7 protein-coding genes and 1 pseudogene are annotated in these 14,358 nt (G+C 73.3%); 6 read left to right on the top strand and 2 right to left on the bottom strand.

What is annotated here, in order from left to right; genetic code table 11:
* The 3 genes from I5Q34_RS35650 to I5Q34_RS32310 form a co-directional block, all read left to right on the top strand.
* Positions 1-131 (top strand): PhzA/PhzB family protein (locus tag I5Q34_RS35650; protein WP_199895996.1); only part of this gene is annotated, 131 nt, incomplete at its 5' end.
* A gap of 49 nt (positions 132-180) precedes the next feature.
* Positions 181-1,203: a methyltransferase gene (locus I5Q34_RS32315; protein WP_199895995.1), complete on the top strand. Its 1,023-nt coding sequence runs from the start codon at positions 181-183 to the stop codon at positions 1,201-1,203.
* A gap of 22 nt (positions 1,204-1,225) precedes the next feature.
* Positions 1,226-2,488 (top strand): FAD-dependent monooxygenase, encoded by a 1,263-nt coding sequence (locus I5Q34_RS32310; RefSeq protein WP_199895994.1) that lies wholly within the window; start codon positions 1,226-1,228, stop codon positions 2,486-2,488.
* Positions 2,489-2,533: 45 nt separating this feature from the next.
* On the opposite strand, the gene I5Q34_RS32305 is transcribed toward I5Q34_RS32310, so the two are convergent.
* Complete coding sequence (locus I5Q34_RS32305) at positions 2,534-4,147, bottom strand: NAD(P)/FAD-dependent oxidoreductase (RefSeq protein ID WP_199895993.1); 1,614 nt, start codon at positions 4,145-4,147, stop codon at positions 2,534-2,536.
* Positions 4,148-5,385: 1,238 nt separating this feature from the next.
* Here I5Q34_RS32305 and I5Q34_RS35925 point away from each other — a divergent pair.
* Entirely contained in the window at positions 5,386-6,144 is a 759-nt protein-coding gene (locus tag I5Q34_RS35925; RefSeq protein ID WP_199895992.1) for a BTAD domain-containing putative transcriptional regulator, read from the top strand.
* Positions 6,145-6,216: 72 nt separating this feature from the next.
* Here I5Q34_RS35925 and I5Q34_RS32295 read toward each other — a convergent pair whose 3' ends face one another.
* On the bottom strand, positions 6,217-7,734 hold the full coding sequence (locus tag I5Q34_RS32295; protein WP_199895991.1) for an AMP-binding protein: 1,518 nt from the start codon (positions 7,732-7,734) through the stop codon (positions 6,217-6,219).
* A gap of 313 nt (positions 7,735-8,047) precedes the next feature.
* Between I5Q34_RS32295 and I5Q34_RS32290 the strand changes: the two genes are divergently transcribed.
* Together I5Q34_RS32290 and I5Q34_RS32285 are read left to right on the top strand one after the other, a co-directional pair.
* Complete coding sequence (locus I5Q34_RS32290) at positions 8,048-9,061, top strand: 4-aminobenzoate N-oxygenase (protein ID WP_199895990.1); 1,014 nt, start codon at positions 8,048-8,050, stop codon at positions 9,059-9,061.
* A 150-nt stretch (positions 9,062-9,211) separates the two neighbouring features.
* Positions 9,212-14,185 (top strand): annotated as a pseudogene (locus tag I5Q34_RS32285) (SDR family NAD(P)-dependent oxidoreductase); the annotation flags it as partial.
* Between the last annotated feature and the right edge of the window lie 173 nt (positions 14,186-14,358).

Genomic DNA, 14,358 nt, shown 5'->3' with positions numbered 1-14,358 from the left:
TCCACGGCTTCACGCTCGAGGACGGAAGGATCAAGTCCAGCCGTGAGTACGCCAATCCGATCGAGCACATGCGGTCGTTGAGCATCGACACACCGCACATCAGGCGCGACTGGATCCCCACGGACCACTAGCACCCCGTACACCCCCCGACGCATGATCACAGCAAAGGACTCAGGAGACATGGCCATAGGCGCGGAGGCCTCGCGAACCACCGTTGACCTCATCACCGCCGCCTGGCGCACCCAGGCGGTGTACGCCGCGGCCCGGCTCGGCCTGCCCGACCTCGTCGCCGCCGGCAACACCGACGACGCCTCGATCGCCCGGGCCACCGGGATGGACGAGGACGTCGTCCACCGCCTGATGCGGCTGCTGGTGCTGCTCGGCGTGTTCGAGACGGCCCCCGGCCACACGGCCCCCGGCTACACCACCACCGAAGTCGGCGAACTCCTGCGGGACCGCCCGGACTCCCTCCGCGACATGTGCCTGCTGTACGGCGAGGAGTTCTACTCGGCCTGGGGCCACGCCGAGGAGGCGTTCCGCACCGGGTCGTCCGGCTTCGAGAAGGTGTACGGCCAGCCGCTCATCCCCTACCTGCGCGGCGACTCCGAGGCCGCGGGCCGCTTCCAACGGGCCATGCAGGCCAGCAACTTCTACTTCGACTCGGTCCCGCAGGAGATCGACTTCTCCGGGGACCGGCACATCGTCGACATCGCGGGCGGCAGCGGCCAGTTGCTCTCCACGGTCCTGCGCGCCACCCCGCGGGCCCGCGGCACGCTCGTGGACCTCGAGCACACCATGCCCATCGCCAAGGCGCACTTCGAGCAGACCGTCGGCACCGACCGCGTCGACCTGGTCGTCACCGACATCTTCACCGGCGAACTGCCGGGCGGCGCCGACACGTACCTCCTCTCGCGCGTGCTGGGCGACTGGGAGGAGGAGCCCTGTCTGCGCCTGCTCGCCAACCTCCGCTCGGCGATGTCGGAGGACTCGCGGCTGATCGTCGTCGAGCGGCTCACCCGCGACGACGGCACGGGCCTGCTGCCGGCGCTGTGGGACCTGCACCTGTACGTGCTCAACGGCGGCCGGCAGCGGACGCTCGACAGCACGCGGGACCTGGCCGCGCGGTCGGGCCTGACCATCGAGGACAGCGTCGAACTGCCCAGCGAGAACACGGCGCTGATCCTGAAGAAGACCCCCGCGTAAACCCTCGCTCTGGATAGGAACCATGGCAACGACACACTCCGCGGACGTCATCGTCGTCGGCGGTGGCATCGGCGGTCTGACGGCCGCCCTCAGCCTGCACGCAGCCGGGATCGAACCTCTCGTCCTGGAGTCGGCCCGGGAGATCCGGCCGCTCGGCGTGGGCATCAACCTCCAGCCCGCGGCCGTCCGCGAACTCGACGAGCTCGGCCTGCTGGACGAGCTGGCCGCCCTCGGCGTGCCCGCCGTCGAGCACGCCTTCGCGGACCACAGAGGCCGCACGCTCTTCGGCGAGGCGCGCGGCACGGCCGCCGGCTACAACTGGCCGCAGTACTCGGTGCACCGCGGCGAGCTGCAGATGATGCTCCGGGACGCGGTCGTCGAGCGGCTGGGCCCGGAGGCGCTGCGCACCGGCGTCCAGGCCGAGGACTTCGAGGAGACGGAGGACGGGGTCCGGGTGCATGCCGTGGACCGGTCGACGGGCGGCCCCCTCGGCTTCTCCGCCGAGGCCCTGATCGCCGCCGACGGCATCCACTCCACCCTCCGCGGCCTCCTCCACCCCGGCCAGGGCCCGCTCCAGTGGAACGGCGTCACGATGTGGCGCGGCGTGACGGAGGCGGACTCGTTCGCCCCCGGCAACTCCGTCGTCATCGCGGCGGACGACAAGAACACCCAGTTCGTCGCGTACCAGATCTCCCGCGCGGCCCTGGACCGGGGCCGCACCCTCGTCAACTGGGTGTGCCTGGTCCCGACGGGCGAGCCCGGCGCGCTGGGCACGGACGTCAACTGGAACGCCCCCGGCACGATCGAGGACCTGCTCCCGCACTACGCGGACTGGCACTTCGACTGGACGGACCTGCCCGAGCTGTTCGCCCGCAGCGAGCAGATCCTCGAGTACCCGATGGTCGACCGCGATCCGCTGCCCTTCTGGGGCCGGGGCCGGGTGACCCTGCTGGGCGACGCGGCGCACCCCGGCTATCCGTCGGGTGCCAACGGCGGCACGCAGGCGATCATCGACGCGCGGGTGCTGGCGTACCACCTGGCGGTCGAGCCGGACGTCGGCAAGGCGCTGGCCGCCTACGAGGCGGAGCGCCGTGAGGCGACCTCGGCGATCGTGCTCGCGAACCGTGAGATGGACCGGGTGGGCCGCAACAAGTCGGCCGCCGCGGGCGCGCCGTCGGGCGAGTCGATCGAGAAGGTCACGGAGGCGTACCGCAAGGCGGCGGGGGAGGCGGAGAAGCTGAACTCCCGGGCTTCGCTGACGCCGCCGGCGGCCGTGCGGGGCTGAGACCGGGTGGGAGTCCCCCCGGGCGGGGGGACTCCCACCGCTCTGTCAGCCGGTGGCGGTGGACAGGGTGAAGCCGCGGTAGCCGTCCCGGGCGGTGGCGTCGCACTCGGCCCGGTAGCGGTCGAGGCCGCCGGTGTAGGCCAGGAACACCCGTGGTTTGCCGGGTACGTTCGCCCCCGTGTACCAGGAGGCGACGGCCGGGTAGAGGGTCTTCGCGGCGAGGCCGGCGACGTGGGCGCACCACTCGTCCTCGGCGCGCGGGGTGGCGTCGATCTCGGTGATGCCGTTCCGGCGCAGGTGGGCGATGCAGTCGGTGATCCACTCGACGTGCTGTTCGATGGAGACGACCGCGTTGCTGAGCACCGACGGGCTCAGCGGCCCGACGACGGTGAAGAGGTTGGGGAAGCCGGCCGAGAGCAGGCCCAGGTGGTTGCGGGGGCCGGCGGCCCACTTCTCCTTGAGGGTGGTGCCGCCCTTGCCGACGACGTCCACGGCGACCTGGGAGCCGGTCATGGCGTCGAAGCCGGTGGCGAAGACGATGACATCGGCGGGGTGTTCCCGGTCCGAGGTCCGGATGCCCCGCGGCGTGATCTCCGTGATCGGGGTCCTGGCCAGGTCCACGACGCTCACGTGGGGCCTGTTGAAGGTGGCGTAGTAACCGGTGTCCAGGCAGGGGCGTTTGGTGCCGAACGGGTAGGTGCGCGGGGAGAGCGCCTCGGCCGTCTCCGGGTCGGTGACGATCGCGCGGATCTTGGAGCGGACGAACTCGGCGACGGTCTCGTTGGCGGCCGGGTCGACGAGGATGTCGGTGTACGTGCGCAGCAGGCCGCTGAGCAGGCCCGATTCCCAGGCCGCCGCATAGGCGGCCGCGCGCTCCGCTTCCTTTGCCTCCAGGGCCGACCGGGTCGGCGGCTCGAAGACGGTACCCCCGCGGGACTGCCGCTGGGCAGTGCGGAACCGCGGGTAGCGGGCCTTGAGTTCCGCGGTCTCGGCGGGGGACAGCGGGCGGTTGTGGGCGGGCAGCGCGAAGACCGGGGTGCGCTGGAAGACGGTGAGGCGGGCGGCCCGCTCGGCGAGGAGCGGGACGGCCTGGACGCCGGAGCAGCCGGTGCCGATCACGGCGACCCGTCTGCCGGTGAGGTCGACGTCCTCGTGCGGCCAGTCGGCGGTGTGCAGGGCCCGGCCGGCGAAGCCGCGGACCCCGGGTATGTCGGGTTCCTTGACGGCCGACACGCAGCCCGTGGCCAGTACGACGAACCGGGTGGTGACCGTCTCCCCGGTGTCGGTGGTGACCTGCCAGATGTGCCCCTCCTCGTCGTACACCGCCCGTACGACGCGGGTCCGCAGGGTGACGTCCTCGCGCAGGCCGAAGCGGTCGGCGACGTGGCGGAGGTAGCGCAGGAGCTCGGGCTGCGTCGCGTAGCGTTCGCTCCACTCCCACTCCTGGTCCAGTTCGGGCGAGAAGGAATAGGAGTAGGACGTGCTCTCGACGTCGCAGCGGGCGCCGGGGTACCGGTTGCGGTACCACGTTCCGCCGATGTCGTCGCAGGCCTCGAAGACGCGGGTGCGCAGGCCGAGTTCGCGCAGCCGGTACAGCTGGTAGAGGCCGGAGAAGCCGGCGCCGACGACGACGGCGTCGAGTTGCGGGGCGGTGTGCATGGGGTTCTCCTGACGGGTCTTCCGGCCGGGCGGCACGAGCGGTACGGGCCGGCGCGCACCGGTGCCGGGCGGTTGCGGGCGCGGCGCCGTCCGCCCGGCGAGACCGCCGGTGCCGGTGGCCGGCCCCTTCGCACGCTCCCCGCAGCAGCACATCCTGCTTCACGCCCCGGCCTCCTGAGAAGACCCGGGACCGGCGCGTTCGCCGTGCGCGGCGGGGCTGTCGCGCGGTCCACGGCCCCTTCGTGGCTTCGCCGGCACCGGGCGCGTGGTGGGCACCGCCGGGTGGCCGTGGTCCGCCGGAGGGCCTGCCGGGACGCGCGACGGGCCGGTCGCCACATGGCCGTGTCGACGGTCGAGGTCAGGACACGCCGCCACGTGGGTGGTTGGGGAGGGAAAGGCGTGTCATGTCTGTGATGTGACGGGCCGCCAGGCACCCCCCGAGTGTCTGAATGCGGCCATTAAAGCGGTGATATCGCGCCACTTTGGCCGGGGTCCGGGATGGTTCGTCGGACCTTATGAATGGCCGAAATGCGCCCCGAGGTTCGTCGGCGCATCGCCCTGAGTCCGGCCGCGTCACTCTCTGTACTCGCGGGTAATGCGAGGTCAGCGCGGAAATCGAGGGTTAAACACGCCGAACGTCCCCAGTGCGGGTGACTTGGCTTGCGGTGGGTGATTCGGGGCGCTTCGGATCGCGCCAACCCGTGCCGACCGGCCCTGGACGGGCGGAATGTGGCGTGCAAGCATCCCGCCGTGATCTACAAATGGCCCATATGGAACGTTATGGGTGGGCCGGGCGGCGCTCCGATTCGGCCGTGTGTCATGCGCATCCGCGTGTCCCGGGGCCCTCCCGGCCTCCAATCCCCTGTACTTACCGCGTGGTTGGAGCGTGGCGCGGCTGTCGGCTCGCAACGCGTCGTTCATGGCGGCGTCATGCCGGAGGGCGGATCGGTTGCCATCATCGATGGTCCCGCGGTGGCGCGCTCCGGCCGTCGGCACGCGGCGCGACCCGCTCCGCGTTCCGCACGGCGCTCCGAGTTCCGCATGGCGAAGATCACACAGGCGGAGGGAATCTCACCGTCCGCGCGGGGGAGAACCGTGTCCGTCGGCAAAGGTGCCACCGTCCGTCACGATCGATCAACCCGTGGTCATTGACCCTCAGTTCCCGCGAGAGAGGCGTATCCCTGGTGAATGCCGTTGCGAACCTGCCAACCGACTTATCCTTCAACATCCTGGGGCCCGTGGCTGTGTCGTCGAACGGGGGCCCCCTCCCCCTGGGCCCGGCCCGCCAACGCGCCGTGCTGTCCGCGCTGTTGCTGGCGCCGGGACAGGTGGTCGGGGCGGAGCGGCTCACGGAGGCGATATGGCCGGCCGGCCCGCCCGGCAACGCGGTCGCCAGCCTCCACAGCTACGTCTCCCACCTCCGCCGCCAGCTGGAGCCCGACTGCCCGCCCTGGGGGCGCAACCGCATCCTGCGGCGCGAGCCGCAGGGGTACCTCATCGCCGTCGAGGCGGAACGGGTGGACGCCCGCCGCTTTGAAGGCCTGTTGCGGGAAGGGCGGCGGCTGCTGCGGGAGGGCCGCTACCCGGAGGCGAGCCGGGTCCTGCGGACCTGCCTGGAGATGTGGCGCGGCTCGCCGTACGCCGAACTCGGCGACTACGAGCCCGCCGTGTGCGAGGCGGCACGCCTGGAGGAACTGCGCCTGGCGACGATGGAGGCCCTGTGGGAGGCCGAGCTGGCCTGGGGGCACGACTATGTCACCGCCATCGCCGAACTGGCCGCGCTCAGCGCGCGGTTCCCCACCCGCGAACGGCTCGGCTGGCTGCTGATGGTCGCCCTGTGCGAGGTGGACCGGCAGGCGGAGGCGGTGGCCGTGTACAACCGCATCCGGCGGGCGCTGGCCCAGGAGCTGGGCGTGGACCCGGGGCGGGAACTGCGGTCGCTGTTCGCCAGGATCCTGCGCGACGAGTCCGTCGGACGGGACTGCCTGGGCGGTTGAGGGCCCGCCGGGGGACGCTCCAACCGACCCCCGGCGAGCCGTCGGCGGCATCTCACCGATATCTCACCGATTTCAGTGGATCCGCCGGTCGTGGCCGGCCCAGTAGGGCTCCCTGAGCCGGCCCTTCTGGATCTTGCCGTTGCTGGTCCGGGGCAGGGCGTCCCGGAAGTCCACGGAGGTGGGCGCCTTGTACCGGGCCAGCCGCTGTTTGCAGTAGGAGATGACCTCGGCCTCGGTGACCGGGGTGTCCGCGGTGGGGACGACGACCGCCTTGACGGTCTCGCCCCACCGCTCGTCCGGCACGCCGATGACGGCCACCTCGGCGATCGCGGGGTGGCCCTGGAGGCAGTCCTCCACCTCCACCGAGGACACGCTCTCGCCGCCGGTGACGATGACGTCCTTCACCCGGTCGAACAGGACGAGGTGCCCCTCGTCGTCGAAGGACCCCACGTCACCGGTGCGGAACCAGCCGTCCTCCACCGCCGCCTCGTCGGCCCGCTCGTCCCGCCAGTAGCTGTCGAGCACCATGTTGGAGCGCGCCAGCACCTCGCCGCGCGGCCCGCTCCTCAGGCGCACGCCCAGCGCGGGCGCGCCGGCCCGCGTCAGCCCGCCGTCCTCGGGGGCGCCCGGCAGGCGGCGGTTGAAGGTGAGCAGCGTCGTCTCGGTCAGGCCGTAGACCTGGAGGAACTCCCAGCCCAGTTCGTTCTCCACCCGGGAGACCAGCTGTTCGCTCACGGGCGCGCCCGCGCAGACCACGCGCACCCGCCCGCGCCCGGGGATCTCGCCCGGCCAGTCGCGGGCCGCCTGCAGCACCGCGTCCCACACGGCCGGGGCGCCGAACGCCAGCGTCACGCCGTGCTCCTCGACCCGGCGCAGGATCTCCGTGCCGTCGATCCGGCGCAGCAGCACCTGCTTGGCGCCCAGCCCGGCGAGGAGGAACGGCACGCCCCAGCCGTTGCAGTGGAACGTGGGCAGGGTGTGCAGGTAGACGTCCCCCTCCCAGATCCGGGCGTGGACGCCGAAGGTCATCGCGTTGAGCCAGATGCTGCGGTGGGTCAGCGCGACGCCCTTGGGGCGGGCGGAGGTGCCGGAGGTGTAGTTGAGGGTCGCGACCGCGTTCTCGTCCGGCTCCGACCAGGGGCGGGGGGCGACGCCGAACCGCATGACCTCGGTCTCGGTCTGCTCGCCGAGGACGAACCGCTTCGGCACGTCGACCGAGCCCAGCGCCGCCTCGACGTCGGGGTCGACGAAGACCACCGAGGCGTCGCACTGGCGCAGGATGTAGGAGATCTCCTCCGGCGTGAGCCGGTAGTTCACCGGGACGCAGATCCGTCCGCTCGCCGTGACCGCGTAGAGCAGCTCCAGCAGCCGGGCCGAGTTGGGGCTGACGACGGCGACCCGCTCGCCCTCGCCGATCCCCAGCGCGTCCAGGCCGGCCTGCCAGGCCCGTACGCGCCGCAGCGTCCCGCCGTAGGTGGCGGTGGGCAGCGCGGCGGCCGGCTGGTGCGGCTCGTCGACAAGTGCGGTGCGTGCGGCGGCCGTTGCCTCGGCGCGGTCGAGGAAATCGGCCGTGGTGAGCGGAACGAGCATGAGGTGTCCTCCGACGGGAGTACCGGGAGAAGGGGCGAGCAAGCCGGGGCGCTGAGGTGCCCCGTGCGCAGCGGACGCCCCGGTCGCCCGGGGCCGCGCCTTCGCTTCAGGCGCCCATAGTGGCACTCCCGATCGCAAGCCGGAAAGCCTCGATCTTCCGGCGCCAAGTTGTCTCCAAGAAAGCATCAAGAGCGGTCGGCGACGATGCCACGACACCGCGGGACGCCTGTCGCCGAGCCGCGCTCGGACAGCGGGAACGGCCCGGCGGACGAGCGGCCCGCGGTGGGTACGGGCGACGAGGTCGGGAGAGAACATGCGAGACGAGCAGCCGCACTTGGCGACCACCTGGGCGGCCCGGGGGTGGATCGAGGAGGAGGGCATCGGCAGCGCCACCCTGGGGCGGCTGGTACGCGCCTGGCCACGCCGCGCGGCGGTGGTCAACAAGGCGGACATCCTGGACGAGTGGGCCGACTACGACACGGTGGTCCCGGACTACCCGCTGGAGATCGTGCCGTTCGCCGAGCACCCCCTGTTCCTCGCGGCCGAACCGCACCAGCGCCGGCGGGTGCTGACGGGCATGTGGATCGGCTACAACGAGCGCGTCATCGCCACCGAGCAGCTCATCGCCGAGCCCGCCTTCGACCTCGTCATGCACGGCGTCTTCCCGGGCAGCGACGACCCGCTCATCCGCAAGAGCGTGCAGCAGTCCATCGTGGACGAGAGCTTCCACACCTATATGCACATGCTCGCCATCGACCGCACCCGCGAACTCCGCAAGATCAGCGAACGGCCGCCCCAGCCCGAACTCGTCACCTACCGCCGGCTGCGCGGTGTCCTCGCGGAGATGCCGGAGAAGTGGGAGCGGGACATCGCCGTCCTCGTCTGGGGCGCGGTGGCCGAGACCTGCATCAACGCCCTGCTGGCGCTGCTGGCCCGGGACGGCACGATCCAGCCCATGCACTCCCTGATCACCACCCTGCACCTGCGCGACGAGACCGCGCACGGCTCGATCGTCATCGAGGTCGTCCGCGAGCTGTACGCCCGGATGAACGCCGAGCAGCAGCGCGCCCTGGTGCGGTGCCTGCCGCTGGCCCTGGAGGCGTTCGCCGAGCAGGACCTGTCCGCGCTGCTGCTCGAACTGAACGCCGCGGGCATCCGCGGGGCCGAGGAGATCGTGGGCGACCTGCGGTCGACGGCCGGCGGGAAGCGGCTCGTCCGCGACTTCTCCGGCGCCCGGAAGATGGTCGAGCAGCTCGGGCTGGACGGCGCCGTCGACTTCGACTTCCCGGAGCGGCCCGACTGGTCGCCCGTGCGAACGGACAGCTGATCCCCAGGACTTGGGACCCCTACGACTCGGGGCCTCTGCGGCCTGGGACCCCTACCGAGCCGGACCCCTACTGAGCCACGCGGTGGAGAACCAGCCTTGCGCAGTGCAGAACACGACGACCGGCCGCCTCACCCTGCCAGGAAGGAAGCGATGATGGAGTTGCACGAGGGAGGCGAACGGCCGCTCCGCGAGCGGCTCGTGGCCGCTCGGGAGGCGGAGCGACACCGTCTGCTGCTGGACCTGATCCGCACGCACACCGCCGCCGCCACGGACGGGAAGGCCCGGACCCTCGACCCCGGCCGGGCCTTCGGCGAGCAGGGGGTGCGCGGGCGGTCCGCCGCGCGGCTGCGCGAGCTGCTGGCCGAGGCCGCCGGCCTTGCGCTCCCCGCGACCGTCGTCTTCGACTACCCGACCCCCCGCGCCCTCGCGGAGCACCTGACCGGCCTGCTGCTCGGCGCGGACGCCGCCCCCGGGCCCGCGGCCGGCACCGGCGCGGCGGCCGATGAGCCGATCGCGATCGTCGGCATGGGCTGCCGGCTCCCCGGCGGGGTCAACTCCCCCGACGACCTGTGGGAGTTGGTGCGCTCCGAGACGGACGCCATCTCCGAGTTCCCCACCGACCGCGGCTGGGACGTCGAGTTCAACCCGGACCCCGACCACATCGGCACGACGGTCACCCGGCACGCCGGCTTCCTCTACGACGCCCCCGACTTCGACGCCGACTTCTTCGCGATCAGCCCCGGCGAGGCCGTGACGATCGACCCGCAGCACCGGCTGCTGCTGGAGACGACCTGGGAGGCCATCGAGGGCGCCCGGCTCGACCCGACCTCGCTGCGCGGCAGCAGCACCGGCGTGTTCGTCGGACTCATGTACAGCGAGTACGGCGCCCGGATCCGCAACGTGCCGCCGAGCGCCGAGGGTTACCGCGTCGTCGGCAGCATGCCCAGCGTCGCCTCGGGCCGCCTCGCCTACACCTTCGGCTTCGAGGGCCCCGCGGTCACCGTCGACACCGCCTGCTCGTCCTCCCTGGTGGCCATGCACCTCGCGGCCGAGTCGCTGCGCAAGGGCGAGTGCTCGCTCGCCGTGGCCGGCGGCGCCACCGTGATGTCCACGCCCTGGGGCTACATCGAGTTCAGCCGCCAGCGCGGCCTCGCCCCCGACGGCCGGGCCCGCTCGTTCTCCGCGGACGCGGCCGGCAGCAGCTGGTCCGAGGGCGTGGGCGTCGTCGTGCTGGAGCGGCTGTCCGACGCGCGCCGCAACGGGCACCGCGTCCTCGCCGTGCTGCGCGGCTCCGCGGTCAACCAGGACGGCGCGTCCAACGGCCTGACCGCCCCGAACGGCCCCGCCCAGCAGCAGGTGATCCGCCAGGCGCTCACCCACGCCGGACTGTCCACGGCGGACGTGGACGTGGTCGACGCGCACGGCGCCGGCACCCGGCTCGGCGACCCGATCGAGGCCCAGGCGCTGCTGGCCACCTACGGCCAGGGCCGCCCGGCGGAACAGCCCCTGTGGCTGGGCTCGTTGAAGTCCAACATCGGCCACACCCAGGCCGCGGCCGGCGTCTCCGGCGTCATCAAGATGGTGATGGCGATCCGCAACGGCGTCCTGCCGCGCAGTCTGCACATCACCGAGCCGACACCGGTGGTCGACTGGGCCTCCGGCGCGGTGGAGCTGCTGACCGAGGCCCGGGACTGGCCGGAGACCGGCCGCCCCCGCCGGGCGGGCGTCTCCTCCTTCGGCGTCGGCGGGACCAACGCCCACGTCATCCTCGAACAGCCCGAGCCGGAGCCCGAGTTGACGGCCACCGGCGGCGACGCCCGTCCGCTGCCCTGGCCGCTCTCGGGACGCGGCGCCGCGGGCCTGCGGGCCCAGGCCGGACGGATCCGGGACTTCCTGGCGGCCCACCCCGAGGTCCCGGACGCGGACGTCGCGTACTCGCTGACCGCGACGCGCGCCGCGCTGCCGGACCGCGCCGTCGTCGTGGCCGCCGACCGGACCGAGGCCATGGCCCGCCTGGCCGCCCTCGCCGACGGCGGCCAGCCCGAGGGCGTGGCGCTCGCCACCGCGGCCGACCGCGACCGGCCCGTCTTCGTCTTCCCGGGACAGGGCTCCCAATGGCCCGGCATGGCCGCCGAGTTGATGAGCGCCTCACCGGTGTTCCGCGAGTCGATCGAGGCCTGCGAGAAGAGCCTCGCCCCCTACGTCGACTGGTCGTTGACCAAGGTGCTGCGCGGCAAGTCCGGCGCGCCGACCCTGGAGCGCGTCGACGTCGTCCAGCCCGCGCTGTTCGCGGTCATGGTCTCCCTCGCCGCCCTGTGGCGGTCCTTCGGCGTGGAGCCGGCCGCGGTCGTCGGGCACTCGCAGGGCGAGATCGCCGCGGCCCACGTCGCGGGCGCCCTCTGTCTGGACGACGCCGCCCGCATCGTGGCCGTCCGCAGCCGGGCCCTGCGGGTGCTGTCGGGCCGGGGCGGCATGGTCTCCGTCGCCGCCCCCGTCGACCGGGTGCGCGGCGCGCTGGAGCGGTGGAACGGCGCCGTGTCCGTCGCGGCCGTCAACGGGCCGCGCTCCGTGGTCATTTCCGGCGACCCCACGGCACTGGACGAGGCCGTCGAGGCGTTCACCGCCGACGGAGTGCGCGCCAAGAAGATCCCCGTGGACTACGCCTCGCACTCGGCGCAGGTCGAGGAGATCCGCGAGACCCTGCTGGAGACCCTGGCCGGCATCGAACCCCGTTCCGCGGGCGTCCCGTTCTACTCGACGGTCACCGGCGAGCCGATCGACACCACGGCCCTGGACACCGCGTACTGGGTGACCAACCTCCGCGAGACCGTCCAGTTCGACCGCACCGTCCGCCGGCTGATCGACGACGGCCACACCGGCTTCGCCGAGATGAGCCCCCACCCGGTGCTCACCGTCGGCGTCCAGGAGACCGCCGACGACCTGGCGGCCGACGCCGTCACCCTCGACTCGCTGCGGCGCAACGAGGGCGGCGTCGCACGCTTCCTGACCGCCGTCGGCGAGGCCCACGCGCACGGCATCGCCGTCGACTTCTCGCCCGCCTTCGGCCACGCCGCCCCCCGGCCCGTGGACCTGCCGACCTATGCCTTCCAGCGCCGCCGCTACTGGCTGGAGGAGGCGGCCGCCCCGGAGGCGGACCTGGCGTCGGCCGGCCTCGACGGCGTCGACCACCCCCTGCTGGGCGCCACGATCTCCCTGCCGGACGGCGGGACGCTCTGCACCGGGACCCTCTCGGCCCGCAGCCACCCCTGGCTCACCGACCACGGCGTCGCCGACGTCCTCGTCGTGCCCGGCACCGCCCTCGTGGAGCAGGCCCTGCACGCCGGCGCCCGGGCCGGCTGCGAGGTCCTGGAGGAGCTCGTCCTCCAGGCCCCGCTGATCCTGCCCGAACAGGGCACGATCCGCGTCCAGTTGGCCATCGGCGCACCGGACGAGTCCGGGCGGCGCGGCGTCACCCTGCACTCGCGGGCGAACGACGCCCCCGCCGACGAGCCGTGGACCCGGCACGCCGAGGGCACCCTCGCCCGCGCCGGCGACCGCTTCGAGGACCTCCCGGGCACCTGGCCGCCCGCCGGCGCCGAGGAGATCGAACTCGACGACTGCTACCGCACCTTGGCCAAGACCGGACTCCACTACGGCGCCGCCTTCCAGGGCCTGCGGCGCGGCTGGCGCCTCGACGAGGACGTCTACGTCGAGGCCGAACTCCCCGAGAGCGGCGGCGACGCCGGCCGCTACGGCCTGCACCCCGCCCTGTTCGACGCGGCCCTGCACATCGCGGCCTTCGTCGGACTGCCCGGCGCCGCCGCCGACGAGGACGTGACCCGGCTGCCGTTCTCCTGGAACGGCGTCGCCCTGCACGCCGCGGGCGCCGGCCGGCTGCGGGCCCGGATCCGCTTCACCGGACCGGACTCCCTGTCGCTGGCCGCCACGGACCCCGCCGGACGCCCGGTCGTCTCCGTCGCCTCCCTCGGGATGCGCCCGGTGACCGCCGAGGCCCTGCACCGGGCCGCCGCCTCGGCCGGGACCGCGCTGCTCCGCCTGGAGTGGCAGCCGCTCACCCGGCCCGAAACCCGCGACCGGAACGGGCGTCGGGCCTGGATCGGCGACGGAGACCCCGGCGCGGAGTACGAGCGCCACGACGGCCTTGCGGGCCTGCGGGCCGGCCTGGACGGCGGCGCCCCCGACGTCGTCGTCCTCGCCCAGCCCCCGGCCGACGACGACACCGACACGATCACCGCGGCGCACCGGGCCGTCCACCGCGTCCTGGCCGACGTCCAGGACTGGCTGGCCGACGACCGGCTGGCCGGCTCGCGGCTGGTGGTGCTCACGCGCGGTGCCGTCGGATCCTCGCCGGACCCCGCCCTCGCCGCGGTGTGGGGACTGGTCCGCTCGGCCCAGTCGGAGAACCCGGACCGCATCACCCTCGTCGACCTCGACGGACGGGACGCGTCCCGCACCGCCCTGCCCGCCGCCCTCGACAGCGGCGAGGCGCAGATCGCGGTGCGCGACGGCGCCCTGCTCGTCCCGCGCCTGGCCCGCGTGACGGCCCACGGCCCCACGGCCGGTACGGCCTGGCGCACCGACGGAACGGTGCTGGTGACCGGCGGGCTCGGCGTCCTGGGCCGCCTGATGGTGCGTCACCTGGTCACCGCGCACGGCATCCGCCACGTCGTGGTCGTGTCGCGGTCCGGGAGCACCGGCGACGGCGTGACCGAGTTCGCCGAGGAACTCCGCGCCGAAGGCGCCGAGTTGCTGGTGATCGCCGGAGACGCGGCCGACCGCGCCGTACTGGAAGGGGCACTGGCCTCGATCCCGGCGGAGCGCCCGCTGACGGCCGTCGTGCACATGGCCGGCGTCCTGGACGACGGCGTGCTGACCTCGCTGACCCCCGAGCGCGCCGACCACGTGCTGCGCCCCAAGGCCGACGCGGCCTGGCACCTGCACGAGCTCACCGCCGGAACCGATGTGCCGCTCGTGGTGTTCTCCTCCCTCTCCAGCGTGCTCGGCCCCGCCGGGCAGGGCAGTTACGCGGCGGCCAACGCCTTCGTGGACGCCCTGGTGGAGCGGCGCCGCGGCGCGGGAGCGCCGGGACTGGCCCTGGGCTGGGGCCTGTGGGCCGCCCGGTCGGGGCTGACCGGCGACCTGGACGAGGCGGACATCCGGCGCATGGCCCGGTCCGGCGTCCAGCCGCTCTCCAGCGACCAGGGACTCGCCCTGTTCGACCTGGCCCGCGCCGGCGACGACCCGGTCGTCTTCCCCCTGCACCTGGACACCGCCGC

The organism is Streptomyces sp. AV19 (genome assembly GCF_015999245.1).
Classification (GTDB): domain Bacteria; phylum Actinomycetota; class Actinomycetes; order Streptomycetales; family Streptomycetaceae; genus Streptomyces.
The sequence above is the reverse complement of the archived record's forward strand: the minus strand, read 5'-3'. Positions and strand labels throughout refer to the sequence as shown.